Here is a 26,484-nt window from a genome sequence, read left to right as displayed (position 1 = left end):
ACAAATAAAAACAGCAAGAAACCATACCAGATTTCTTGCTGTTTTTTTCTATGTTATATTATGGAGCAGGATTAAAAATCCGTTCCCGTAAGGCTTCGATTTCTTCAGGAGTCACCTCACGGATTTTTCGATATAAATAGATTTCGGTGCCGTCTGCCAAGGGAAACGATATTTCTTCTTTTTCATAAGCAGTACCGATCCCCACCTGTTCCGTGATTTCGTAATACGGAACGGCAATCACCCGCTGTTCTTCTTCCGCTAAGTGAATCTGCAAGGTGGACGGTACCAAAATATAATCTGTCCAGAACAAACTTTCCGATAATCCGTTTCGCTTATCCACATCTGAAATACCGTAGTAATAAGTTGATCTTTCAATTTGTGACGGTGGTTGCACCGACACAGAAATTTCTGCATTTTTTAATGTTTCATAATTGAGTTTTAGGGAAGATGCCAAAAAGCAAACACGTTTCCCCTTCTCTCCGATTTCCTTATCCATATAAGCAGTCACTTTTAAAATCCCTTCAACATTTGGGTCAACGGGAGGATAGGACGAATAATTGGGAAATATCGCTGCCTGCTTTATCTCCGAAATGGAGGTTGGCTGCACTCGTGGAATAAAAGTATTCACCGTCTGAAAAGCAGAAGCGGCTGCCACTGCTACCGTTGCAAATTTTCGGTTGACCTGTTTCATTAGAGATAAAAGTAATACCGAGAAGGCAGGAACATACAAGCAAAGATGTTGCTGTCCGTGGGTCTGAACACCCACAAACAACGTAAACATCAAAATGGTCTGGAATAAAACAAATGTTTCTCTATGTAGTTTTTTACGGTTAAAAACTTGTTTTGCAATCGTATACAGACATACCGAAGCGGTCATCATCACACCGTAATAACGAGTGAAAATCATCACATCGGTGCGGATACCGAGCTGATAAGCAGCATAAATATGTCGATAATCCGCCATTAACTTTTCGCTGACAAAATCTTGGGTAAAAAACAGCAACACAAAGGTAAATGAGACTAAGATTTCGAAAAATGCTTTCAGATTTTTCTTGGTGATACCGTGAAGAAACACAGTAATTACAAAGCTTAAGGCAAAGAAGGAATACCATCTTCGTAAGTATACAGAAAGCGACAGCAGCACACCGATAAGGATTCCTTGTTTTTCTCTGCGACCAAAATAGTATAGTATCAATGCCAACAGTACAGGCGCAATTCCACCAACATCGATAAAACCCGTATTGGCAGCAAACATCAAATACCAAAGACATAAATAAACACAGATAATTTTCCAGTTGCTTACATGAAAGTGCCGTTTCGCACAGAAGTATATCAACATCAAAACAGGATAGATATAACAGTTGATGATAGATAATACAAAGACCAATCTGGATTCCCCGAAAAGTTTACAAAACAGACTGGCAGGAATCATAATCACGTAATTATAATCTGTGGTAAAAATAGAGTTATAGACTTCCTTCCAGTAAGAAATGCCGGGAAACATTGTATTATACTGATGCACACTGGTAAAATAGCCTGCATTGTCCCAGGTGAAAATTTTTTTTAAGAACATGCAATATAACACTGCAATCAGGTTGACAACAAGAAAAACAGAGCCTGCAAAAAAGACATCTTTTTTGGAAACAGAAACCATTTTCAATCTACCAAAAAAGTATTTGATATTTCGGAAAAAAAGAATCAAAAAAGCACCGAACAGCAAAGAAGATCCAATGAGACAACTCATATTACTCCCTTGCGTGCATCCTCGCAAAACAACGGATTGCAACAGGAAAGAAACAAGAAATGACAAGCAAAAAGCAACGCTCCCTGTTTTGGCACTGATGTCTTTAAACAGATATTCTTTCAAATTATTTCGAAAAGCGACCACAAGAAGCTCTGATATTATAATTCCAATCCAACGAAGAGATTCTGTGCAACAAAAACCGAAAACTACCGATAAAAATGTGCTTAATCTGGAGAATAAAAAATATAGTACCGGCAATGAGCATATACAAACAAGCCATTCCAACTTTATTATTTTTTTCACAGCAATCCACCTTTCCCGGTAATTTGGAGTCATTCAAATACACGATTCATTATACCATAGTAACATGGTAATGTCCATAGTTTTCCTATATTTTAAAGCAACAAACAAGATTGCAAGCGATCTTGTTGTTTTTATTGTGAATACAACAAGGTTCCGGGGCACCCGACCGCAATCTTTGATTGCGTCATCGGGTCTGGTTCTTATTCCAGCTCTTATCTATGCTTGGATTCTTTCTGTTTCCCAACCGGATTTTTGATGGGATACTTGGAATTTTGCAGCTTACTTTCCATTTAATTCTTCTTGGTTCTAAGAATTACAATCACATAACGAATCAGCAACAGAAAAACTATCACAATAAAAGAAACTAAAAATCCGCATAAAAAACCGTTATATACACGGTGAATGCTGACTGTTACTGCGGTAAAAGTATGGCAGAATGTGTTGAAAATGGAATTAAACAAAACGGTTGCGCCGATACCGAAAATCAACTTCCATTCAATTTTTGTTTTTATCGCCGAACAATAATAGAACAAAGCCAGTAACGGATATCCAAATAAAAATTCCTTGGTTCTGGGGCGAACATAGAAAACATCAGTCAGCCATTTTCTGAAGTGGTCTTCTAAGGGAATTAACTGTTCGTAATTGCCGATTCTGGTGCAGTAATATAAAAATCCTACCACTGCGGCAATTATAATGGGAAGAAAAATAAAAATTCTCCCCTTCTTACACCAATTCCCAATAACGGAAGAAATTTTTCCAACGGGGCAACTATCATATAAATAAATCATATATCCGTTGAATACCGCAAAAGCAAAAGGTAAGAGCATACTGAGCACGGTGCCGTGAAACAGCTTGGTTGACGTGTAGAATTCAATTCCGCCCAACAAAGAGCTAATGGAAACGATTCCCGAAACGGTAATTGCAAGGGAGGAAAGAATCATCCAAAGATATTTCCTCTTTCCTTTTCCGTTTTTCTCCAGATACAACAGCAAAGCGCTAATCACAGCAGATGCCATCACCATAATACCAAAGGCATACAGTCCTGCTAAAAAATCGGCAAATGCGTACGATAGAATGGCAACTGTCACCATCAATATAAAATAAATTTCGGTAAATAGACGGGGGATTTTTCGTAAAATAATCACCAAATACAGGTACGCCAAACTCAAAAGCATCAGACCGCCTGCCATAGAAGCCGTCTGCACGGGATAAACATAAGGCACATCGATTCCTGTTTTTGGGAAATCGTAATTTCTAAGTCCTGCTTTGAAATCCGAAATAGCCTGTAAGGTCAGTTTAAAATTGGCTTCCGCATCCATATCGGGATTTTCCAGGAGATTGGCGTGGATAAATTTGGTATTTCTTTCTAAAGCAGAGTTAAACCACTGATAATAACGGTATCGATATCCGCTTTCATCGTGGGCAACCAATTTATCCATATGGAAACCACGCAGCGTACGATACTTAGCAATCGAAAAGAAATCATCGTATAAAAATGGTGTTTCGTTTCCAATCTGACTTTCATTTTCCCAGACCACCAAGGTTATGTCCAGATTTCTGAAAACGTTTTTAAATTCTTCCGACAGGGGGATTTCATTATCGTAAGGATTGTTTCTTAAAACCAGAAAAGAAATATCATTAGTCTTAACAAACCGCTCAAAATACTTTGTGTAAGCAGGGTTTTCAAACGTGTAGGACGGATAAACCAAGGCAGAACTCATATCAGCTTCCGAAATGAGTTCCAACTGCTGCTTATCATACCCAACAACCAAATCATTTTCCCCGGTAAACTTTGGAATGACAAATACCATTGTCGTTTGATCTTCCAACAAAACGCTGGTATACTCCTCATAGCGACAGGAAAGTTCTTCACTGAGATAATGCTGCACTTGAGGATCGGTCACCACAATCATGAAATGATCTTGTTCATAGGTATTGTCACCGAAAGCAGTTATGATTTGTTGGGATCTTGCATCTTCCTTCTCAAAAAGAGAAGAATAGGAAATCAGTTCCACCTTCCCGGCTTGTTCCAGACCTTTTATGGTCTGAGGCTCCACAGTAACCACATTAGCCCCTGCATCTTTTAATTGATGAAGATGCGATATGGTAGCTTTCCCGTGAGACGCCAAATTTTTTATATCTACGGACATAAATGCCTGACGGCTGTTATTTTCATATTGGATTCTGCAAAAAAAGCTTCCCAAAAGAATTAACGTTGCCATAAAAATAACCAGCGACGATATCCACAGACGTTCTTTCTTCACAAACATTCTCCCTTCCGTGGGATGGTTTTATTAAAGCAAAAAAATAGCAGAGAGGATTTTCTCGGCTATTTTTGCTGTTTCATTATTCGGTTACAACACCTTTTTTTAAGATAATGTTGGCATAAAGTGCACTTTCTCCGCTCATAATGACTGCATAAGATTTCTCTGCTCTTTCGTAAAATGCAAAGCGTTCCACATACTCAATGGGAGCATCGGTATATTTTCCAACGATTTCTTTATAGGTATCCCAGATAGGAGTTTCCACAGTGTCACCGGGTACTTTCTCCATCAGATATACAGGAGCAGCATAGGTATCTAAAGGGAACAGTTTTAAAATTGCTTCTAAAATTTCGGGCACATCATGACCATCTAAACGAACCAGTTTATCACCGATTCTGGCACCGGGAAAATTACCGTCACCAATTACAATTTCGTCACCATGACCCATTTCCATTAAAATTTTCAACAATTCGGGAGATAAAATTTTCGGAATTCCTTTTAACATGTTTCAATACTCCTTTTGATAAGATTATAAGTAAAATATTTTAACAGTTACAGTATAACACAGTTTATCACATTCGTCAACCGATTCCTATGATTTTAAGAGGATTCCCAAAACAAGTCCTAAAATATACCAAATCCCCCATTTTTTTTGATAACCACGCTGTTTCTTTTCCAACGACAGATACAGAATTTGCACGGATAATAAAATTCCGGAAAGAATTCCAAGATACAATCCATTTCGAAAATACGAAGAAAACGGCATCCGAAAAAAACGGTATCCCATCATTCCCGTCAGGCAAATCAATAACCAGGTATGCGGTCGTTCCCCGATTTTCAAAGGAATCATCAATAATAAAAAAACGGATAACACAACTCCCAAAAGAGCGGTTAATACTCCTGCAATCTCCACAGACAATGGGAAAATATAAAATGTGGCAACTGCCATGGAAAATCCTAAAAATAACTCGGAGAATAGATAAGAAAGCCATGTGTTTTTCATAAAACTTTGATACTGTTTCATAGTTTGCAACGACTCCCTGTTCTTATGATAGACCATTATATGCATATCCTAAAAAAATAAGAACCCGACCCGATAACGCAATCAAAGATTGCGGTCGGGTGTCCCGGAACCTTGTTGTATTCACAATAAGACAAAAAAGCAAGTCCCCGATAAGAGGACTTACTTTTTTCACTTATATAATGGTACAATCCCAAACATCAATACCACTGTCTCCAAACACAGACTTCAATCGGTCGCGAACCTGCTCACGAGTAACTCCTTCTTTTAAAATCACTTGCAAAAAGCCGCCGCCACCTGCTCCGCAAACCAGTTTTGCATCAATCAGATCATCCACAGATAAGAAAATCTGATCAATTAAAATATTGGTAATTCCGCTATCAATTTGTTTAGATAAATTCCAATGCTCATTCATTAAATTGGCAAACGCATCAATATCACCAAGCAGCAAAGTATCTTTCATTTTTTGAGAAACCAGCTGAATTTCAGATAGCGAAAAAACAACCTCAGGGATATTGCCGATATATCTTCCCACAACTTCTCGTAACAGATTTCTTGCCAATCGGCGCTGACCGGTATAAATCAATGCAAACCGTTGGTTTAGCTTTGCTAAAATATCAGGTTTTAACGGCACATATTCCACTTGAATATCCTGAAGCAAACCAGGCTTGGTGGTGATATATTTTAATCCATCTGTCACCCCGCCAACCTGATCCTGCCAACCGCCACCCGTGGACATAATTTGTTCCACACAAAGCACGCTCTGATAAAGTTTGGCATCATCATAAGAAATTCCAAAAAATTCGTAAATGGCTTTCACACAAGCTGCTGATAAAATGGAGCTGGTACCCAGTCCGCTCCCCTTGGGAACACCGGTTACCTCAGAATCCATCACAAAGCCGCCACCAGCCCGTTTTAAAATATCGGTAAGATTTCCGCCCTCTTTCGGTAAAATGCCGCAAGCAAGAAGTGCTGCTTTTTGCAACGCAAAGGGATCATAGGGATTTCCTGTTTCCAAAAGAGGATCGAGTGAAGTAAATTCTCCGTGCACATCCATATCACGGCTTTCCAGCACGATTTTATATTCAGGAATCCGTTTTAACGTTACCTCCACGGGTTTTTTACCGTTTAACAAAATTGCTGCATTGAAAACTGTACCGCCCTGCTCAATACAATACGGTGGAGTATCACTCCAGCCACCGCCAAAGTTTACTCTGAGCGGCAAAGAAACTGTGTGAGTGTCCATCTGAATTCTGCATTCGCTGTGGTAGGTGGTAGTATCCATACTGTTTTGCAAAATCGTGTCACGAATACAGCCAAAACATTTGGAAAAATATTCATCACCATAGGTTTCGCCTAAAATTTTTCCAATATAATAATACAGTCTGATTTTTGCAGAAAAATCTGCTGTTTTAAAATAGTTTTTCAGCCAATCTTCCTGCATTTTGGTTAAATGTTGAAAACGATAAGCCTGGCATACTTCATCCGCACTGACGCCATCTGCGATAGCTTTTGCAATGCCTTCCATCACCATCAGTTCGCGCATACGGTTATTCCAAGCAATAATTGCATTTGCATCTGCATCAAAAAATCCGGCAGATAAACTTTTTCTTTCGGTGTTTTTCCAAAGAGTAAAATCTCCTGCTCCGTAGCAAAGATTGTATAAATTCAAAGCGTGAGAAACTGCTTCTTCCATAGTATCACAAACAGGATAAAGCTTCGCATTCCATAAAGTATGGTCATTACTGTCCCACAAATCCTTCTGGGAAAGATTCAGTTTTTCTAAAAAGTCTGCCAAATGAACACCGCACAAAGATGCGTTATCCTCTAACGATAGTTTTGGATTATCAGACACACCATAGATACGTGCCACAAATTTCCCGTCACGCTGTTTTAAGCCGTGCAGCACAACATTAGAAGGAATATTTCCTTCTTTCACTTCAATGTGAGATAACAATACGTTATCCCCAACCGTTACACCGCTATGAATATGGCTCAGTTCAAAATAACAGTCTTTCCCCACGTTCGCTTGGTCGGAAACAATACTGGTGTATCCTGCTGCACTTAGGGGAATACTGCTGTTGACCTGACGGCTCCATCCCAGATTATCATATTTATCAATTTCAGAAGACATCAGACGAAGAATTTCAGAAGTAGTGCCAAAGTGAATAAATTTGGCAGGTGCAAATCGGAGCAGTTTCATTCGATACGGACGAAGCACGCTCCATACCTGCTCTCTTGCTGTTTTTAGTTCATCGCAGAACTCCCCTTCAGGTTTTTCTTTGTAAAATGCATCTAAAGTGGAAGTTTCTGCCAAAGGATATAAGAAATCGCCATATAAAGAAAGGCGAACTTTTTCATTGACAAACTGATTGAACTTATCAGTATCAAAAATGCCGTTGGTACAAATAAGGCTGTACAAAGAAGAAAGCATCTCTGCAGAAAACACCACAGCACCGGTATCAATATCTACACAACCTTTTTCATTGACTGCATTTTTTTTAGTAAGGTCTTCAACACTTTGTTTATGCAAAAAGGCAGAAACATTCCCATTTTCGCCTTGCACAAACACACCGTGGTTTTTTCCTGTTTCCACAGGTTCTTTAAAAGAAATCGCACAGGCACCAACACCTGAATAATCAATCTGCAAAGGATTGAATAATAGCAAAACATCACCGGAAGCCAAAAGCATTCCTTCACGAATTCTGCCGGGAACTGAAGACATCACCATCATAAATTCATCAAACAAGGTAGATGCCATCTGATTGGGAAGACAGTTAGGAACCGGTGAAAAAAGTTTGCCCAAAGCAGAATACTGCGGTACTCTCTTACTGTCTCCTCCGGAATGAATGACTAAGATACGAAGTCCCGAAAAATCAACATTCCCACTATGTTCTGCAATATAACGAATGACACTTAAGGTAGCACCACCGCTACCCACACGTTTTCCGTCAGGATCAGGAATCACTGCAAAATGGGTATGTTTTGGCAAAAATCCGCTATCTTCCCGGGCTTTTAACTGAGAACGGTAACCTTCCGCTTGAAGCTCATTGGATGCAGTTAAAATCACATAATCCCAATAAACAGCATTGGATGCTTTCAAGCTTCTTTTGTAAGTTTCCCAGGCGTCACTATAAGATTGTGCAAGAAAAAGAGAGGTTAAATGCTCCATCACTTGACTCCTTCGTTATTTTATGAAACAATTTCAAGAATTTCTTAAGTTTCTAATGGCACAATACCAATTTTTTTTGCAGGGTTTCCTGCCCAGATTTCCCCTTGGGGAACATCTTTCGTCACAACAGAACCTGCACCGATAATGCTGTATTTTCCAACGGTAACACCTTTTAGAATATAACTTCCTGCACCGATAAAAGCATAATCTTCTAGCATAACGGGTTTCGTAACCACATTAGCAATTTCAGGTTTTGCAGTTCTTTCAAAAGGATTCAGGGAATGAAAATCAGTATCATATATTTTCACTCCGGCGCCGATTCTTACATAATCACCAATGGTTACGCTATTCCCTGCCGTAATGGCACAGTTGGACATTCCCACATCATTGCCAATGGTAAGCTTAGCACCGGACAACACCTGAAAATAGGTTTTCTCTCCACCACCGATGGGGTTGGCGCTTCCTTTAGAATTGATACGGACACGATCACCAATGGTAATAGTTCCTTTATTTTTAATACATAAATTGCCTTTGGTTTCGTGTTTTTTTCCCACACGAACACCCTTCAGTTTGTATCGGATTCGGTTACTGAAGTTAGAAGGCAAATAATAAAAAAATCGAAGAATACCTTTTATCATATTTTTCATTTCAGATTCTCCATAAATTTATCCAGTTTTTTTGCCCATTTTTTATAATCAAATTTTTCGCAAACTGTATTTCTGGCATTTTGACACATATTTTTTCGTTCTTCCTTGCTCAAAGCAATCACCCGACGAATAGCATTGGCGCAATCTTCGGGAGTATTCTTATCAAATAAAACAGAATCCACACCATCCGTCAAATACCGATAATAGTCCCCTACCCGATTGCCGATAGGTGCCACAGCATAAGCCATTAGTTCCGGCAATTTGCTGGGAAAATTAGCACGGGTAACTAAATTATCCGGTCGGGACATATATAAAAAGTCTACTGACTGATAGAGTTCTATCAACTCGTCATATTCCATCCAACCGTGAAAACAAATGGTATCTCCCAAACGGTCAAATACAGATTGTCCATCCCCTAAAAAAGCACGAAGTTTTTCTTCTTTCACGCCGGTTAAATGCATGGTAATTTTTTTCTGTTCCTCATTGGATAATAACGAAAGACCTTCCAGCATCACACCGATATCATCCTTATGCATGGGATTGCCCGGATAAATCAGATGAATTTTTTCATCCTGAGATTTTTTTTGCAAATCATAGGAAATACTATCTGCATCAATGATCACAGGAAACACCTCGGTATAACATCCCTGCTTGAAATAATAATCACGGATACATTTGGAAATGGAAACAATTCCGCTGGTCTTAGGTGATAATTTGGTAAACGTTTTATTGGAAGATTTATAACGGACATCTTTTTCCCCTTTGGGATATTGGAAAGGCTGATGCCATTCCACCACGTCAATTACGGTTTTGATATTTTTCTTCTTACAAAAATTCAGCACAGGAGAAACAAACAAACTGTTGGAACCATAAATATAAACAATATCCTCTTTTTGAGCACCACATTTTTTTAAAAGCGATGCCATCATATAACCACTGAAAAGTTTTTCTTTTCTGGCATCAGTTAATTCCAAATTCCGATACCGAAATCCTAAATAAGATACATAATCATCTTTTAAGGTTGCACCATCCGGTGTTTTCCCACAAGATAGCACCACAACGTCATAAGAAGCTAAACTAAGTGCCTGAGCAATATATTCAATTCGATTGGCACCGGCATCCCCATGGGGAAAATGTGCACTGGCACAAATAAAAATCTTCTTTTTCATAAATGATAAACTCCTTACTGACGGATTAAAAACAACAAAAATTTCTCTTCCTATTATAACATCTAATGATACATTTGTCAACAATTAGAAATTGCCCTAAAGAAACAAAAAATGCTTACCGGACTCGATAAGCATTTTTCTGTTGTGATATGATTTATTTTGCTTTTTTCGCAGTTGCTTCTTTTAACATTGCCCATACGGGAGAAACAACAAAGAGAGATGAATATGCACCGCCGATAACACCAACCATTAAGGGGAAGGCAAATTCTCTGATAGAATCCACGCCCAACACATACAGCACTGCAACCATTACGAAGGTAGTGATGGTAGTGTTGATGGAACGTCCCAAAGTCTGTTTGATACTTTTATTGGTAGTATCTGCAAAAGTCTCGTTGCCTGCAGCTTTTCTGTTTTCACGGATTCTGTCAAACACAACGATGGTGTTGTTAATAGAGTAACCCAAAATAGTCAGAACTACAGCCACAAAAGAAGCATTTACCGGAACACGGAAAATTGCATATACCGAAATCATAATGAGTACATCATGAATTAAAGCAACAATTGCACTTAAACCGGATAAGAACTCAAAACGAATGGTAATATACACCAGCATTAATACCACTGCAATACCTACTGCAATTAAAGCTTCCTTTAATAATTTTTGACCATAGGACGGAGAAAAAGAATTTACAGAATAATCACTATAATCTTCTGCTAAACCGTATTTTGCAATCAATGCGGCAATAACCGCATCAGACTGGTCACTTGTTAAATCCTTTGCCTTAATGGTAAATTCATTGGGATTTTCGGTATTTACCTGCACAGCAGAAATGTTGAAACCAAGTGTATCGTTTGCAAGTGTTGCAACTTCTTCTTTATTGATAGCCTGTCCTGCATCAAAAGTAATGCTGGTACCGCCTGCAAAATCAATATCCAAATTGAAACCGTTTACGGCAGTAAACACAATACCAACCAGAATCAGCGCAACAGAAATCGCAATAAAAATCCATCTGTTTTTATAAATATTAAGCATTTTTGTTACCTCCTTTTCCGGGTGCTCCATAGAGGAACTTATTTTTAATCTTCATATCAACCATTGCTTTTAACAGGAATTTGGTAACAATAATGGCAGTAAACATAGATACTAATACGCCGATACCTAAAGTGGTTGCAAAGCCTTTGATCGGACCGGAACCGATGAAATACAATACCCCTGCAGCAATCAGAGTGGTAACGTTGGAGTCAATAATAGAAATCATTGCACGTTTGAAACCGGCATCCAAAGATGCTTTTAAGGTTTTGCCAAGTTTGAATTCTTCTTTCATACGTTCGAAGATAATGACATTGGCATCCACAGCCATACCGATGGACAGAATAACCCCTGCAATACCCGGTAATGACAGATTAATTCTCATAAAGGAATAAATGAGACAACATAATACTACATAGAACACCAATGCAATTGATGCTGCAAGACCGGGCAAACGATAGTATAAAATCATAAACACAAAAATGATGATTAAACCAATCATTGCCGCCTGTAAACTGGTATTTAATGCAGATTCACCCAAGGTAGGACCTGCAGTTCTCTGTTGAACAACGGAAAGCTGGAAAGGCAACTGACCGTCCTGAATCAAGGCTGCTAATTCGGCAGCAGAATCTTTGTCAAAGTTACCTTCAATGGTAAACTGGTTGCTGTTAATCGGTTGAGTAACCATGGGAGCAGAAATGATATTGTCATCTAACTTAATAGCAATGGCTTTTCCATCATATTCCATAGTTGCTTCGTAAAAACGCTGCGCTGCATCATTTGAAATTTCGATTGCAACAACGTGCTGAGCGGGAGCAGCTGTTACTCCGCTCTGCATATATATCCCATCTGCTTTTTTTACATCTTCTCCGGTAAAAATGTCATCGCCAAGAAATTCGCCGGTTGCGGGATCATATCCGCAGAAAGATAACTTTGCAGTCTGACCGATTTCGTTAATTGCAGCCGCTGTATCCTGTACAGACGGAAGTTCTACTTCCAGCATGTTTCCTTTTGCAGTAACACTACCTTCGGTAAAACCTTTTCTATCCAGACGAGCCTGGATAATCTTTCTTGCAACATCCATCTGAGATGCAGAGGGTTCAATTTCTGTGAAAGAACCGTCTTCCGCCTTTTGGGATGCCTGGTAAACTATAACCGAACCCCCGGCTAAGTCAAAACCTTTTCTGATACCGTGTTCTGCATCAAAAACAGGGTATGTCTTAAAAGAACCGATTGTCAAACCGGTAATCGCGCTGACACAAAGCACCGCAATTACGGCAATGGCAATCAGAATTTTACTGATACCTTTAAACATGTTTTCCTCCTATGTACCAATACAGGCACTTTTTAATATTTTTTCTGCTATCTTGAAAATACTGGAATCAACCTGCAGGCCAGGTTAATTCTCTGCCACCCAATAAATGGAAGTGAATATGAAATACCGTCTGCCCTGCTGCCTGATTACAGTTGGATACTACGCGGTATCCATCTTCCGCAATACCGTTTTCTTTGGCAATTTTCGGAATTGCTTCGTAGATTTTTGCAATCACATCTGCATTTTCGCCGTTTACATCATTCAAGGTGGCAATATGCTTTTTGGGAATCACCAGAATGTGTACGGGTGCAGTGGGAGCAATATCCCAGAATGCATACACATTTTCATCTTCGTAAGCTTTTTTAGAAGGGATTTCCCCTTTGATGATTTTACAGAATAAACAATCTTCCATGATTACAACTGTCCTTTCAGAACTTCTTCTGCCAACGCAATCGCATCCGCAATTTTAGAAGCATCTTTACCGCCACCCTGTGCCATATCAGGTTTACCGCCACCGGAACCGCCTGCCGCTTTGGTTACTTCACGGATGATGTTACCTGCGTGTGCACCTTTTGCAGTTGCCGCTTTGTTGGCACTTGCTAAGAAGGTGATTTTATCGTCTGCCAAGTTAGACAGAACAATCACAACGGGATTTTCTGCAAATTTATTCTTAATTTCGTCACACAGATTACGGAGCATATCCACGGTTGCCCCTTCTTTTTGTGCGGTGATTAAAGCAACGCCGGAAACATCCTTTGCAGAATTCAAGATTTCGTCTGCTTCCCCTTTGGAAAGTTTTGCACGAAGTTCATCCATCTGCTGTTTCTGTGCTTTCATTTCATCAACAAACTGATTTGCACGAACAGTTAAATCAGAAAGGTTATTTACTTTTAACACTTTCGCAGTTTCTTTTAACAGTTCTTCTCTTTTTGCCATATATTCCAGATAGTTGGTACCGGTTACGGCTTCAATTCTGCGAACGCCTGCCGCTACACCACTTTCGGAAACAATTTTAAACAGACCAGCCTGAGCAGTGTTGGTTAAGTGAGTACCGCCACAGAATTCCATAGAATAATCGCCCATGGTTACCACACGAACATTGTCGCCGTATTTTTCGCCGAAGAGTGCCATAGCACCCAGTTTTTTCGCTTCATCAATGGGCATTACTCTGCAATTGATTTCCATTGCAGATAAGATGGCATCGTTTACCAGAGCTTCTACTTTTTCAATTTCATCAGCGGTCATTGCTTCAAAATGAGCAAAGTCAAAACGTAAACGTTCGGGGGTTACATAAGAACCTGCCTGATGAACGTGGTCACCCAACACGGTCTGCAGAGCTTTCTGCAGTAAGTGAGTGGTGGAATGGTTTCTTGCAGTTGCAAGACGTTTTGCTTTATCCACTTCCATAGAAATGGTTGCGCCTTTTTCTAAAACGCCGGATTCCACGGTTACCATATGACCAAATTTACCGTCAGTATATTTAACAGTATCGGTAACAACTGCTTTCACGCCGTTTGCAGACAGAATACCGGTGTCCCCTGCCTGTCCGCCGCTTTCACCATAGAATACGGTGGTATTGGTCAGAACGGTGCCGGATTCTCCTGTACCTAAAGCGTCAACCAGTTCGCCGTCTTTTAAGATAGCGGTAACAGTTGCATCACAAGTTAAGTTATCATAGCCGATAAATTCGCAGAACGGCAGGTCTTTGATGAGTTTTGCAACTTCATTTTCCCAACCTAAAGTGGAGGTATCACCACGGGCGTTTCTCGCTTTTTCTCTCTGTTCATTCATACAAGCCTGATACTTGTCTTCATCTAAAGTAAAGCCGTTTTCTTCTACTACTTCCTTGGTTAAATCCAGGGGGAAGCCGTAGGTATCGTACAGTTTGAAAGCCACTTCACCATCAAACACGGTTTCGTTTTTCGCTTTCATATCAGTGATGAAATCGCTGAGCATTAAGAGGCCTGCATCAATGGTTTTATAGAATTTTTCTTCTTCTGTGGAGATAATTTTCTTGATGTAATCCTGTTTTTCCGCCAGTTCCGGATATGCATCTTTGGACTGGGAAATTACCACATCGGCAAGTTCAGTTAAGAACATTTTGTCGATTCCCAACAGTTTTCCGTGACGGGCTGCACGACGGAGTAATCTTCTTAACACATAGCCTCTGCCTTCGTTGGAAGGAATAACACCGTCAGATACCAAGAACACGGTGGAACGGATATGGTCAGTTACCACACGGATAGAAACGTCGGTTTCGTGAGCAGCACCATAGGTTTTGCCGGACATCTGACAAACGGTGTCCAACACCCTTTTTACGGTGTCAACTTCAAATAAGGAACCAACGCCCTGCATAATTGCAGCGATACGTTCCAGACCCATACCGGTGTCAATATTAGGATGAGCCAGACGGTTATAGTTGCCGTCTTTATCTTTATCAAACTGGGTAAATACCAGGTTCCAGAATTCTACGAAACGGTCACAGTCACAACCAACTGCACAGTCGGGGCTGCCGCATCCGTTTTCTTCACCACGGTCAAAGTAAATTTCAGAACAAGGACCGCAGGGACCGGTACCGATTTCCCAGAAGTTATCTTCTTTGCCTAAACGAACCATACGGTCGGGAGAAACACCAACTTTTTTGGTCCAGATATCATATGCTTCATCATCGTCCTGATACACGCTGACCCACAGTCTGTCCACGGGTAATTTCATACGTTCGGTAATAAATTCCCATGCCCAGCCGGTTACTTCGTTTTTAAAGTAATCACCAAAGGAGAAATTCCCCAGCATTTCAAAGAAAGTACCGTGACGTGCGGTTTTTCCAACACGTTCAATATCAGGAGTTCTGATACATTTCTGACAGGTGGTTACACGTTTGGAGGGAGGAGTTTCTTCTCCCGTAAAATATTTTTTTAAAGGTGCCATCCCTGCATTGATTAACAAGAGGGAGTTGTCGTTAATCGGCACCAAAGGAAAAGACTGCATTCTTAAATGCGCTTTTTCCTGGAAGAATGATAAAAATTCTTCTCGGATTTGGTTAAGACCCATTTTTTCCATAAGTTTTATGTATCCTTTCTTTTAAATACAAGTAAATTATTGCTCTACGCCATATTTTTTCTGAATAGTTTCACGACGTTTGCAAATCATAATAGTTCCGCCAACGATAACGTAGCAAAGAACGATATCAAAGAATAAATTATACAAAAACAGTTCAGCTCCCAAGGCAGCTTCTCCGCTGATGATAACAGGTGCCAAAAAAACGGCTAATGTTGTGGTGCAAATAAGAATCATTGTAAGATAATATGCTTTCTTCTTCTCATCATTCTGTTTTTTCATTTGTACAGCAGAAAAAGCAATAACAGCTCCCAAAAATACTAACACAAACCATAAATCCGGTTGCATCACACGACGTTTTAAGGCACTGTAACCGTCAAAACCGTGTTTGATTTTATGATATTCGGGATAGTTGGAATTGTACTGCTGACGAATTTCATAACCGTTATCAGCACTGCATTCTAATTTTTTCAGGAATGTTCCCGGGTGAGTCAAATAATAGGAAATCACCTTGGAATAACCAACATTCAACGAAGCGTTTTCCACCACAGATGAATCCACTTCATACACGCTTTTGCCTACATAGGCATCTGCTTCCCTGGGTAATCCCAGTTTTTCCAAAGCAGACGAATCTTCATTATCTTTTAACACTCCATAATACACAGAATGGAACTTATTCTGCTGCTCTTTTCCGTAATAAACACCGTCACTAAAGCAAGTCACGCAGCCAATCGAAACTGCCACCGTCAAAAAAACGGTCACAATACGGTACCACAACTCTTTTTTAATCATCAGCACAGGTAACTGGCAAACCACCAGCAGAATTCCAATCCAAAAATATCCGGTTTTCATTCCGGCAACCAAAAATGCCAGTACTGAGTATAACAAGGTGCGACAGATACCGGGTTTGGTAAAAAGCTGCGAAAACAGTAAACAAACCATCACCAAAATAAAGCAGTACAAAGCACCTTCCACATTGAGTGAATTTAAATGCAGAAGATAAGAAAAATCGCAGAAAATAAAGGTTGCTACACCTCCAACCAGAGCTTTATGCCACAGTTTTTCCGTCTGCATTTTCGCTAAGAAGAAGAAAAATGCAACTAACGCAGCCGCAAAGTACAGCGTGGAAAGAATTCTTACATCGAATCCGTGAAAAACAACAGATAACGGCCGCAAAATCACATTCATTGTGCCGGTATAACTATTTTCAGCAGGAATAGATGAAAACCAGGTCTGACAACCGGTACCGCTATTTAACCAAAAGCCGCCGGATGCAATCTGATAATAATCTGCTCCGCCCATTCCGGCAACAGGAACAAGCAAGTTACACCAGGCAAACAACACCAGCATAATTCCCAACAACAAGACTACGATTTTCCCGGATGTTAATTCTTTCTTCAAATCATTACACCTCCGGTATTATCAAATAAGTTAGCACTAAACAAAAAAATGGACGACAAAATACCCGTTAGGATATTTTGCCGAGCATTCTTTTTTTCTGTTATTTTAATTTTGCGCCGCAGGATAAGCAAAAATTAGCTCCATTCGGATTGGTTTTTTTACATTCCGGGCAAACTTCCACGTTTTTAATTTTATTGATTTCTGCTTTTAAGGCATCAATCTCTTCGTATTTTTTATCAATATCCTCTAACAATAACACAATATCTTCGGAAAACTCAGCACCGTTTTCGTGATCACGATAAGTAAGCATTCCGATGTTTCTGAAAATTTTGTCAATTTTATTTTCTTTTTCGTTAATTGCAAAAGACATCCGGGTAATATCATAAAGATCGGTGGACTTATCCTTTGCGTATTTTGCAGTTTTGGTTGCGGTACTTCTCACCTTGTCATACCATGCCATAATGTTTTACCTCCATAATATATATAATGTAATAGAATATGCTGATTCTTTCTTCAACGTTTATGATACGCTCAATTCTGCCGTCGTACCAACTCATACATACTAATCCCTGCAGCAACCGCCACATTTAAGGATTCAATCTCTTTTTCCATCGGAATCATGTAGAAAACATCGGCTAATTGCAATAGTTCTTCTGAAATTCCGTTGGCTTCAGAACCAAACATTAAAGCGGTTTTTCCAAAAAACTTTGTTTCATACAAGGAAACAGCTTCTTCGGTCAGGGCAGCCGCACATATCTGATATCCGTTTTGTTTTAATTTTACAATCACATCTTCCAAAGATTTACAGCGAACTAAATTTAATGAAAAGACTGCCGACATTGCAGATCGAATCACCTTAGGTGAATACACATCGGCACATTTTTCATCTAAAACGATATCGCCAAAACCTGCTGCTAAAGCAGTGCGAAGAATCGTTCCCATATTGCCGGGATCAGAAACGCCATTTAACAGAAGCATTTTAGAAGAACTGATTGCTTCTTCTTCGGGAATCCGAAATACAGCCGCAATCCCTTGTGGGGTGTCTGTATCACAAATTTCCTTCATCACCTCTTTGGTAACCAAATAGGTATTTTCGCATTGCGGTACTGCAAACTCAAAAGTTTCTTCTAAAAAAACCATTTCCGGAAGAGTTTTTTTCATGCTGTCACACACATTACGGTACCCTTCTGCCAAAAAGGTTCCTGTTTGGGTACGGTATTTCTTTTGTTTGAGTTTTTTAACCTCACATACCGTTTTGTTTTTCACACTGGTGATTTCTTTCATTTTAAAAAATCTCCATTTTAAATTCGTTTCGCAGAAATAACGCTCTTAACATTGTTTAAACGAACTAAAATCTTATTCAGCTGATCCTGACCGGTAACATCGATATTAATCTGAATTAAACCGGAACCGTCTTTCAACACTTTTGCGGTTAAGGCGTTGACAGGAACTTTCATATCGTTTAATGCCAACGTCAAATCAACCAGTAAGCCGGATCGGTCTGCAGAAGTAACCGCCAAATCTACGCTGTGAGTATGGCCGTCTTCCGCCTCCCAGGTGGCTTCCACCAAACGGTTTCTGTCACCATCGGAACGCTCTATATCACGAAGAGCCACACAGTCAGCACGGTGAATGGTAACACCTCTGCCTCGGGTAATATATCCCACAACCTTATCCCCGGGAACAGGAGAACAGCATTTTGCGGTACGAACAAGACAACCCTCCTGCCCTTTTACCACAATTCCCTGTTTTACATGTTTCCCCTGCTTATCCTTGGAAGTATTCTGAATTTCTGCCAACACAGATTCATCACTTTGAGGACGGGTTCGTTCCAGATAATCTTCAATTCGAAGACCGATTTTCTGAGCGGTGATACCGCCGTAACCAACAATGGCATAAAAGTCTTCCACTCTTGCCACGCTGTATTTTTTGGAAATGTAGCCAAAGAGTTCTTCGTTTTCTACTAAATCCTTTAAGGTCATATCGAATTTCTTGATTTCTTTTTCAAGCAATTCTTTTCCCTTTTGGATATTTTCTTCCCTTTTTTCTTTTTTGAACCACTGATTGATTTTGCTTCGCGCCTGACTGGTACGTGCAATTTTCAACCAATCGGAATGGGGGCCCTGAGAATTAGCGGAAGTAATAATCTCCACAATATCCCCATTTTGCAGATGCTGGTCAATGGGAACGATACGATTATTCACTTTAGCGCCAACCATTCTCCAACCTACCGCACTATGCACCATAAATGCAAAGTCGATGGGAGTGGAACCGCTGGGAAGACTATATACGTCTCCTTTCGGGGAGAACACAAATACCTCATCGGCAAACAAGTCAATTTTAATATGACTGATATATTCCGATGGGTTGGAAAAATCTTTTTCGGTTTCCAGAAGCTGACGAACCCATTGGAATTTATCTCCCGTGGAGTTCTTGTTCTGGGCACCTTCCTTGTACTTCCAGTGAGCAGCAATCCCATATTCAGCAGTTCTGTGCATATCCCAGGTACGAATCTGAATTTCAAAGGGAGTTCCTGCATGGCTCACCAAAGTGGTGTGCAAGGACTGATACATATTTTTTTTGGGCATACTGATATAATCTTTAAATCTGCCCGGAATCGGTTTATATAGTTCGTGAACACAACCTAACACGGTATAACAATCTGTGATGGTGCCCACAATGATACGAAGAGCGAACAAATCATAGATTTCGTCTAAGGTGATGTTCTTGGAATACATCTTTTTATAGATGCTGTAAAAATGTTTAGCTCTGCCCTCAATATGAGCCTGAACACCGATTTCAGAAAGCTTGTCGGTGAGTTGCTCTTTAATATCGTCAACAATCTGAAGACGCTGGGTTCTTTTCTTGGCAATCCCGGTGGAAATTTCTTTATAACCGATGGGATCCAAATACAATAAAGAAAGATCTTCCAATTCCCACTTCAGATTATAAATCCCCAAACGGTGCGCAATAGGAGCATAGATTTCCATAGTTTCCAGCGCTTTTTCACGGCGCTTATGCTCCGGCATACTCTTCATGGTTCGCATATTATGCAAACGGTCTGCAAGTTTGATTAAAATCACGCGGATATCCTTCGCCATTGCCATAAACATTTTGCGAAGATTCTCTACCTGTTCCTCTTCTTTGGTGGAAAATTCAATCCGACCTAATTTGGTCACACCGTCAACAATATTAGCAATATCTTCGCCAAATTCTTTCTTCACGTAATCGTAACCATATTCGGTATCCTCGATGGTATCATGAAGTAATGCAGCACAAATCGATTCGTCATCCAAATTCAACTCTGCGATAATTTCTGCAACAGCAAACGGATGATTATAATAAGGTTCACCACTACGACGAAACTGTCCTTCATGGGCATCCTTACAAAACCGATAAGTCTTCTCTAAAAGCTCCCGGTTACATTTGGGATTATATTTGGTAATCTTATCTAAAAGATGGGAAAACTGCTCCATAAGTTATCCAATCAAACCTTTCTGGCAATCAAACATTTATACCAATTTAATATCTTTCAGTTTCAGGGCGGGATACTTTTTGCCGCGATACTCGTTCGTGTAAGGAGAAACAATTGCGTTCACAATATCACCATCACGAAGCATACGGAAGCTTTCGTTAGTACCCAATCCAAAACCGATTACCATAATGGAAAAGCTTTTTTTGGAAAAACGCAAACGAATATGTTTTTCATCGCCAAAATAAGTAAGATTTTCAATTTTCACCTTTTCAATCAGGAACTGAGGCATGGGATTACCCATTCCGCACGGCTGAATGCTTTCCAACATATCGGTTAATTCCAAATTGATATCTTTGTCGGTAATCTTACCTTCATAAGCAATTTCTTCCACATACACTTTGGTGTTGAAATTTTCTTTGGCATATGCATTGATTTTTTCACGGAATGCATCAATATTATCTTTAGAAACAGTTAAACCTGCTGCCAATTCGTGTCCACCGAATTTTAAAAGCAAATCGTCGCAATAAGACAATGCTTCAAACATATTGAATCCCTGAACCCCACGGCAAGAACCTTTCGCTTCATTACCGTCTATTGCCATTAACACACAGGGTTTTCCGTAACGTTCGGTAATTCTGGAAGCTACGATTCCGATTACCCCATGATGCCACGCTTCAGATGCCAACACGATTACTCTGTCAGTAGTGTGAAGTTTTTCTTTATCAATAATCTGACAAGCTGTTAATAAAATCTCCTGCTCAATCGTCTGACGACGAACATTTTCATCGCACAACATTTTTGCTAAGGTTTCAGCTTCTTTGGCATTGGAAGTGGTAAACAGTTTTACTGCATCCACTGCATTGCCCAATCTGCCCACAGCATTAATTCTGGGAGCAATAATAAAGCCCACGTGAGAAGAGGTCAGAACCTTACCGGAAAGGCCTGCTTCCTGAATCAAAGCTTTCAAACCTAAGTTCTGAGGATCATCCAAAAGCTTTAAACCCAAAGATACAAAAACACGGTTTTCCTCGGTTAAGGTAACAATGTCTGCAATAGTACCAAGGCAAAGTAAATCCCCGTACTGTTCCAAAAGCTCTTTGGATTTTCCGCCGCCTTCCAGCGCTTCAATCAGCTTAAAGGCAACACCAACCCCGGAAAGCTCCTTAAAAGGATAGGGGCAATCGGGACGTTTGGGGTTCACAATAGCATAGGCAGGAGGCAGTTGCTCCTTACATTTATGATGGTCGGTAATTACCACAGAAATTCCCAAAGAAGTGGCATAGCTGATATCATCAAATGCGGTGATACCGCAATCAGCTGTGATAATCAAGCCTACTCCTTCATTTTTGAAGGATAGAACTGCTTCTTTATTTAAACCGTATCCTTCGTCAGAACGGGACGGAATATAGTAAGAAACGTTTGCTCCTTTGGATTTTAAATACAGATACATCATGGAAACAGCGGTGATTCCATCTACATCATAATCACCGTAAACCACAATTTTCTGATTATCTGCAATGATTTCCTGAATTTTATCTACTGCTTTTTTCATATCCCGAAGTAAAAACGGATCTAAAAGCGTATTCACATCAGGGTTTAAAAAACGAGTCGCCTGCTCGGTAGTTTCAATGCCGCGGTTGCAAAGAACATTTGCACAAAGGGGGTGCAATTTCAGCTCTTCTCCTATCTTTTTTGATAATTCGGGATTCGGCTGTTTCAACACCCATTTGCTTTTCTTCGTCATCATACAGGTCCTGCTTTCTTATATTTTTTTACATTATAACACTATTTTTAAAAAAATTCAAGATATATTTGAAAAAAAACTTTACAAATCAATAAAGATATGCTAGAATAGATAATGATATTTTGTATATACTGCAAAAAAAGCTGATGATTTCACATCTTTTTTTCTGCAGAACGTAGCAAAATACGGTAAAAACCTCACATCGGAGTTGAAATAATTTGAAGGTTACCAGCGGAATTCGAAAAGGAGCTATTTTAGAGGCTTCTCCGGACCTTTCCGTCCGCCCCACCACCGATAAAGTCAAGCAATCAATTTTCAATATGATTCAGTTTGAAGTGCCAAAAAGATGTGTGCTTGATTTATTTGCAGGAAGCGGCGCTATGGGAATCGAAGCCTTAAGCCGCGGTGCAACACGTTGTACTTTTGTGGATTTAAATCCCGAGTTTGTGAAGAAAAACATTGCAAAGCTTCGTTTTGAAGAAATGTCTGAAATCATTCGAAGCGATTATCTTGACTTTTTAGGAAAATGTAACCATCAATTTGATTTGGTATTTTTAGACCCTCCTTATGGAAAAAAAATGATTGATTCCGCACTCAAAAAGCTGGTGGAAAACAATCTTTTATCAACCAACGCTATTGTGGTGTGGGAATGTGATGAAAAAGAAGAGGTTGCAATTCCCGAATCCATAGAAATGATCAAAGAAAGAGTTTTCGGAAGAATACGAACAAGAATTGGAGTCAAAAAATGAAAACAGCGATTTACCCCGGTAGTTTTGACCCTTTAACCAATGGCCATCTGGATATTATCACCAGATCTTCAAAACTGTTTGACAAAGTGATTGTAACGGTACTTACCAACAGTGCAAAGAAACCTTTGTTCACTGTGGAAGAACGGCTGGAATTGATTCGCCGCACCACCCGCCACCTGCCCAATGTGGAAGTGGTTTGTTACGATGGTTTACTGGTGGATTTTGCCAAAAAAAACGACTGCAACGTGCTGATAAAAGGCTTGCGGGTTGTGTCAGATTTTGAATATGAATTTCAAATGGCTTTAGCCAACAAAAATCAAATGCCGGACTTGGAAACAATGTTCTTACCAACCGCGCAGGAATATATGTTCCTGTCCTCCAGCATTGTGAAAGAACTTGCTCGTTACAAAGGCGACCTTTCCGGGCTTGTTCCCAAAGAAATTGAACAGGATATTTTAAACAAATTTTAACATAAAAGGAGTAAGTGTTATGGATTTACAGGCGTTAATAGAAGAATTGGAAGAAATCGTGGAAAGCGCATCGAAAGTGCCTCTTTCTACCAAATGTATGATTGACAGAGAAGAAGTCTGGAACGTTGTGGAACAGATGAGACTTCACTACCCCGAAGAATTAAAACAGGCTCAGTGGGTAAAAAAAGAAAGAGACCGTATTATTAACGAAGCAAAACAGGAAGCTGCATCCATTATTGAAAGTGCAAATCAGCAGGTGGTTCAGATGGTTAACGAAACTGAAATCATCAAGATTGCAAAGTTAAAATCCGAAGAAATCGTAAAAGAAGCAGATATGGAAGCTGTAGAAATCAAACACAAAGCAGAAGCTGCAGCTACCGCACTTTATGATGAAACCAAAGAACGAGCAGACCAGTATAAACAGAGTGCACAAAATTATGCAGACAGCTTACTGCAGACTGCAGAAAAGACTGTGAATTCTGCAAGAGATACTCTGTACACCGCATATTCTCAGATCAGCTCTTCTTATCAGGAAACTGAAACCTTACTGGATAAAATTGCATCTTCCAGACAGGTTATTAACAGCGCAAAAGACTAATATTCGCATCGGCGAATGCCTCAAAAAAGGGTTCAAAAAATATAAATAACCAAAAACCCAAAAGGGCTGTTACATTGTTGTAATAGCCCTTTCTTGTAAATGAATAAGATTGGAGGGAAACAGCATGCCGATAAGCGGAAATCCAAAGTTGGCAGAGCATCGAGAAAAGCTGAAGCTGGTGCCAAAAAAACCAGGCGTATATCTGATGAAAAACAGAGATGACCGCGTGATATATGTAGGTAAGGCAAAGTCCCTGTGGAACCGATTATCTCAGTATTTCGGAGGTTCTCCCAAAGACTTAAAAACCATGCAGATGGTTCTGCATGTGGATCACTTTGATTATATCATCACAGACTCGGAAAAAGATGCATTCCTGCTGGAAAACAATCTGATCAAAAAATACAAGCCCAAATATAACATTCTTTTAAAAGATGACAAAACCTACCCCTTTATTAAAATAGAAAAGAAAACCGTTTACCCCTATCTTTCGCTGGTTCGTAAAACCGAACGGGACGCCAATAAATACTACGGTCCTTACCTGAATGCACAGGTGGTAAACGGTGCCATTGATTTGATTTCCAAAGAATATAAACTAAGAACCTGTCACGCAGACTTAACCAAAGAAAAAAAACGTCCCTGCTTAAATTATCATATGGGATACTGCTCTGCACCTTGCACAAGAATGGTGAGCTGCGAAGAATATGATCATCAGCTCAAAGAAGCTATTCATGCACTGGATTCCGGATTGAAAAGTTTAATTCCCGTTTTAGCAAAAAAAATGGAAGCCTGCGTAGAAAACCTGGATTTTGAAGGTGCGGCAAAATATCGGGACAATATTCGTTTAGCAGAAAAATTTGCTGAAAAGCATCAGGTTGTGACTGTAAAAAAAGTCAACCTGGATGTTTTATATTGCTACCGCGATGGTGAAATTTCCGCTATTTCGGTGTTGACCGTGAAAGACGGAATCATTCACGATAAAAAAAGCTATACCTTTCCGGATTCCCGAGATGTATCCGATGAGGATATGATTGCTTCCTTTTTAAAACAATTTTATCTGGCAAGAGATACCATCACAAAACGAATTGTGATATCCATTAATACAGATTACCAAATTCCCTATGAAGAACTTTCCAAACAAATGGAAGAGCTGTTTCAAGAAGGTATCACCGTATCCCGGGGCCGCGGAAAATTCACAAAAAATCTCATTGAAATGGCAAGAGTTAATGCCATTGAAGCCATCAAACTCCGTCTGAAAACCAAAATAGATGACCAGCTCTTTCTGCTAAAAGAATTTGTCGGTTTGGAACAAGCTCCTTTGCGAATTGAAAGTTACGACAATTCCAACACTGCAGGCTCCAATGCAGTTGGTGTTATGACGGTGTACGAAAATGGTGTTCTCTCTCAAAAAGAAAAGAGAACCTTTGGCATCAAAAACCATAACGGTTCTGACGATTATGCCGCTATGTACGAAGTGCTGGACCGCCGGATTTATCACCTTACCAATAGTGACAAAGGGTTTGAAGTTGCTCCTGATCTGATTTTGGTAGACGGTGGAAAAGGTCAGGTGAAATGTGCGAAAGAAGTTCTCTTAAAATACGGATTCTCAATACCGGTATTCGGAATGGTGAAGGATGACAAGCACCGTCTGAAGGATCTGACAGACGGTTATCGCTTGTTGGATTTAAAATCCAACAAAGCTTTGTTTGTGTTTCTTTCCAAAATCAATGAGCAAACACACAAAAACGCCATCTCCTACCACAAGAAAAAAAACACTTTGACAGCTACCCAATCAGAGCTTCTGACAATTCCCAAGGTTGGCATGGCTACCATAAAAAAACTGTACGGACACTTTAAAACTTTAAAACAAATAAAAGAAGCAACCCTTGAGGAATTGCAAAAAGCCCTTCCTTTCGGGGTTGCGTTAAATATTTATCAGTATTTTCACAACGAGGAAAACGAAAGTCATTAAGCGAAAATGCTGTCCTTCAAGGCTAATATCAAAAAACTAAAAAATCCACCAAAAAAGAACGCCCCATATCAAAACAGATCCCCCCAGACAAAGCAAAAGACCAATCCCCTTTGGATTCAGTCGTTTGCTTTGTTTTTTTATCTTTTTTAGTTTATGATAATCGTCTTTCTTTCCTTTCCGGTAAAATCGATGTGAAATTTCCTGTTGTTTCTGAATATAATTTTCAACAATCTCTTCCGCTTCCTCAAGCACGGTTTTTTTTCGTTCCATATAATCACTCCCTGATATTATTATCCGATGTCATTTGCAGGTTTATACACCGAAACAAGCAGTTCTCTTTTTCACAAGTTCCTCAT

22 protein-coding genes are annotated in these 26,484 nt (G+C 39.7%); 5 read left to right on the top strand and 17 right to left on the bottom strand.

All coding sequences use genetic code 11. The annotated features are described in order from the left end of the window. Positions 1 to 58: 58 nt before the first annotated feature. Positions 59 to 1,573 carry a hypothetical protein gene (locus E7413_02560; GenBank protein MBE7018743.1) on the bottom strand — a complete coding sequence of 505 codons (1,515 nt, stop codon included), beginning with the start codon at positions 1,571 to 1,573 and terminating at the stop codon, positions 59 to 61. A 64-nt stretch (positions 1,574 to 1,637) separates the two neighbouring features. Between E7413_02560 and E7413_02555 the strand changes: the two genes are divergently transcribed. Next, positions 1,638 to 2,069, top strand: coding sequence for a hypothetical protein (locus E7413_02555; protein ID MBE7018742.1), 432 nt, complete (start codon positions 1,638 to 1,640; stop codon positions 2,067 to 2,069). Positions 2,070 to 2,337: 268 nt separating this feature from the next. Here the strand turns inward: E7413_02555 and E7413_02550 are convergent, their stop codons facing one another. The 15 genes from E7413_02550 to recJ form a co-directional block, all read right to left on the bottom strand. After that, a complete protein-coding gene (locus tag E7413_02550) occupies positions 2,338 to 4,311 on the bottom strand; it encodes a hypothetical protein (GenBank protein ID MBE7018741.1) in 1,974 nt (657 codons plus the stop codon). Between the two features lie 82 nt (positions 4,312 to 4,393). Then, a complete protein-coding gene (gene fucU / locus E7413_02545; protein MBE7018740.1) occupies positions 4,394 to 4,816 on the bottom strand; it encodes an L-fucose mutarotase in 423 nt (140 codons plus the stop codon). Positions 4,817 to 4,903: 87 nt separating this feature from the next. Beyond that, positions 4,904 to 5,335, bottom strand: a complete 432-nt coding sequence (locus E7413_02540; protein ID MBE7018739.1) for a hypothetical protein — start codon at positions 5,333 to 5,335, stop codon at positions 4,904 to 4,906. A 172-nt stretch (positions 5,336 to 5,507) separates the two neighbouring features. Continuing rightward, positions 5,508 to 8,504: a bifunctional fucokinase/L-fucose-1-P-guanylyltransferase gene (locus E7413_02535; protein MBE7018738.1), complete on the bottom strand. Its 2,997-nt coding sequence runs from the start codon at positions 8,502 to 8,504 to the stop codon at positions 5,508 to 5,510. 44 nt (positions 8,505 to 8,548) lie between these two features. Continuing rightward, positions 8,549 to 9,151 carry an acyltransferase gene (locus E7413_02530; GenBank protein MBE7018737.1) on the bottom strand — a complete coding sequence of 201 codons (603 nt, stop codon included), beginning with the start codon at positions 9,149 to 9,151 and terminating at the stop codon, positions 8,549 to 8,551. Then, positions 9,148 to 10,320, bottom strand: coding sequence for a glycosyltransferase family 4 protein (locus tag E7413_02525; GenBank protein MBE7018736.1), 1,173 nt, complete (start codon positions 10,318 to 10,320; stop codon positions 9,148 to 9,150). The genes E7413_02530 and E7413_02525 overlap by 4 nt, the downstream gene beginning before the upstream one ends. Positions 10,321 to 10,474: 154 nt before the next feature. Next, positions 10,475 to 11,383, bottom strand: a complete 909-nt coding sequence (gene secF, locus E7413_02520; protein ID MBE7018735.1) for a protein translocase subunit SecF — start codon at positions 11,381 to 11,383, stop codon at positions 10,475 to 10,477. Then, positions 11,346 to 12,665 (bottom strand): protein translocase subunit SecD, encoded by a 1,320-nt coding sequence (secD, locus tag E7413_02515; protein MBE7018734.1) that lies wholly within the window; start codon positions 12,663 to 12,665, stop codon positions 11,346 to 11,348. The genes secF and secD overlap by 38 nt, the downstream gene beginning before the upstream one ends. A 67-nt stretch (positions 12,666 to 12,732) precedes the next feature. Next, positions 12,733 to 13,077: a histidine triad nucleotide-binding protein gene (locus E7413_02510; protein MBE7018733.1), complete on the bottom strand. Its 345-nt coding sequence runs from the start codon at positions 13,075 to 13,077 to the stop codon at positions 12,733 to 12,735. 2 nt (positions 13,078 to 13,079) lie between these two features. After that, positions 13,080 to 15,725, bottom strand: coding sequence for an alanine--tRNA ligase (alaS, locus tag E7413_02505; protein ID MBE7018732.1), 2,646 nt, complete (start codon positions 15,723 to 15,725; stop codon positions 13,080 to 13,082). A 36-nt stretch (positions 15,726 to 15,761) separates the two neighbouring features. Next, positions 15,762 to 17,123, bottom strand: coding sequence for a hypothetical protein (locus tag E7413_02500; GenBank protein ID MBE7018731.1), 1,362 nt, complete (start codon positions 17,121 to 17,123; stop codon positions 15,762 to 15,764). A 100-nt stretch (positions 17,124 to 17,223) separates the two neighbouring features. After that, positions 17,224 to 17,583: a zinc ribbon domain-containing protein gene (locus E7413_02495; GenBank protein MBE7018730.1), complete on the bottom strand. Its 360-nt coding sequence runs from the start codon at positions 17,581 to 17,583 to the stop codon at positions 17,224 to 17,226. Positions 17,584 to 17,654: 71 nt separating this feature from the next. Next, a complete protein-coding gene (locus E7413_02490; protein ID MBE7018729.1) occupies positions 17,655 to 18,407 on the bottom strand; it encodes an RNA methyltransferase in 753 nt (250 codons plus the stop codon). Between the two features lie 17 nt (positions 18,408 to 18,424). Continuing rightward, the gene (locus E7413_02485; GenBank protein ID MBE7018728.1) at positions 18,425 to 20,599 is read right to left on the bottom strand and encodes a bifunctional (p)ppGpp synthetase/guanosine-3',5'-bis(diphosphate) 3'-pyrophosphohydrolase; all 2,175 of its coding nucleotides are present in this window, start codon (positions 20,597 to 20,599) and stop codon (positions 18,425 to 18,427) included. Between the two features lie 36 nt (positions 20,600 to 20,635). After that, complete coding sequence (gene recJ / locus E7413_02480; protein MBE7018727.1) at positions 20,636 to 22,345, bottom strand: single-stranded-DNA-specific exonuclease RecJ; 1,710 nt, start codon at positions 22,343 to 22,345, stop codon at positions 20,636 to 20,638. Between the two features lie 215 nt (positions 22,346 to 22,560). On the opposite strand from recJ, the gene rsmD reads away from it, so the two are divergent. The 4 genes from rsmD (at position 22,561) to uvrC (ending at position 26,128) form a co-directional block, all read left to right on the top strand. Further along, entirely contained in the window at positions 22,561 to 23,091 is a 531-nt protein-coding gene (gene rsmD / locus E7413_02475) for a 16S rRNA (guanine(966)-N(2))-methyltransferase RsmD (protein ID MBE7018726.1), read from the top strand. Then, on the top strand, positions 23,088 to 23,561 hold the full coding sequence (gene coaD, locus E7413_02470; protein MBE7018725.1) for a pantetheine-phosphate adenylyltransferase: 474 nt from the start codon (positions 23,088 to 23,090) through the stop codon (positions 23,559 to 23,561). The genes rsmD and coaD overlap by 4 nt, the downstream gene beginning before the upstream one ends. Positions 23,562 to 23,580: 19 nt before the next feature. Further along, positions 23,581 to 24,159, top strand: coding sequence for a hypothetical protein (locus E7413_02465; GenBank protein ID MBE7018724.1), 579 nt, complete (start codon positions 23,581 to 23,583; stop codon positions 24,157 to 24,159). Positions 24,160 to 24,283: 124 nt separating this feature from the next. Then, a complete protein-coding gene (gene uvrC / locus E7413_02460; GenBank protein ID MBE7018723.1) occupies positions 24,284 to 26,128 on the top strand; it encodes an excinuclease ABC subunit UvrC in 1,845 nt (614 codons plus the stop codon). A 36-nt stretch (positions 26,129 to 26,164) separates the two neighbouring features. Here uvrC and E7413_02455 read toward each other — a convergent pair whose 3' ends face one another. Further along, positions 26,165 to 26,398 (bottom strand): hypothetical protein, encoded by a 234-nt coding sequence (locus E7413_02455; protein ID MBE7018722.1) that lies wholly within the window; start codon positions 26,396 to 26,398, stop codon positions 26,165 to 26,167. Positions 26,399 to 26,484: the final 86 nt, after the last annotated feature.

The organism is Oscillospiraceae bacterium (genome assembly GCA_015068645.1).
Taxonomy (GTDB): domain Bacteria; phylum Bacillota; class Clostridia; order UMGS1840; family UMGS1840; genus SIG452.
Note: the sequence above shows the minus strand (reverse complement) of the source record. Positions and strands in the feature narration are given on the sequence as shown.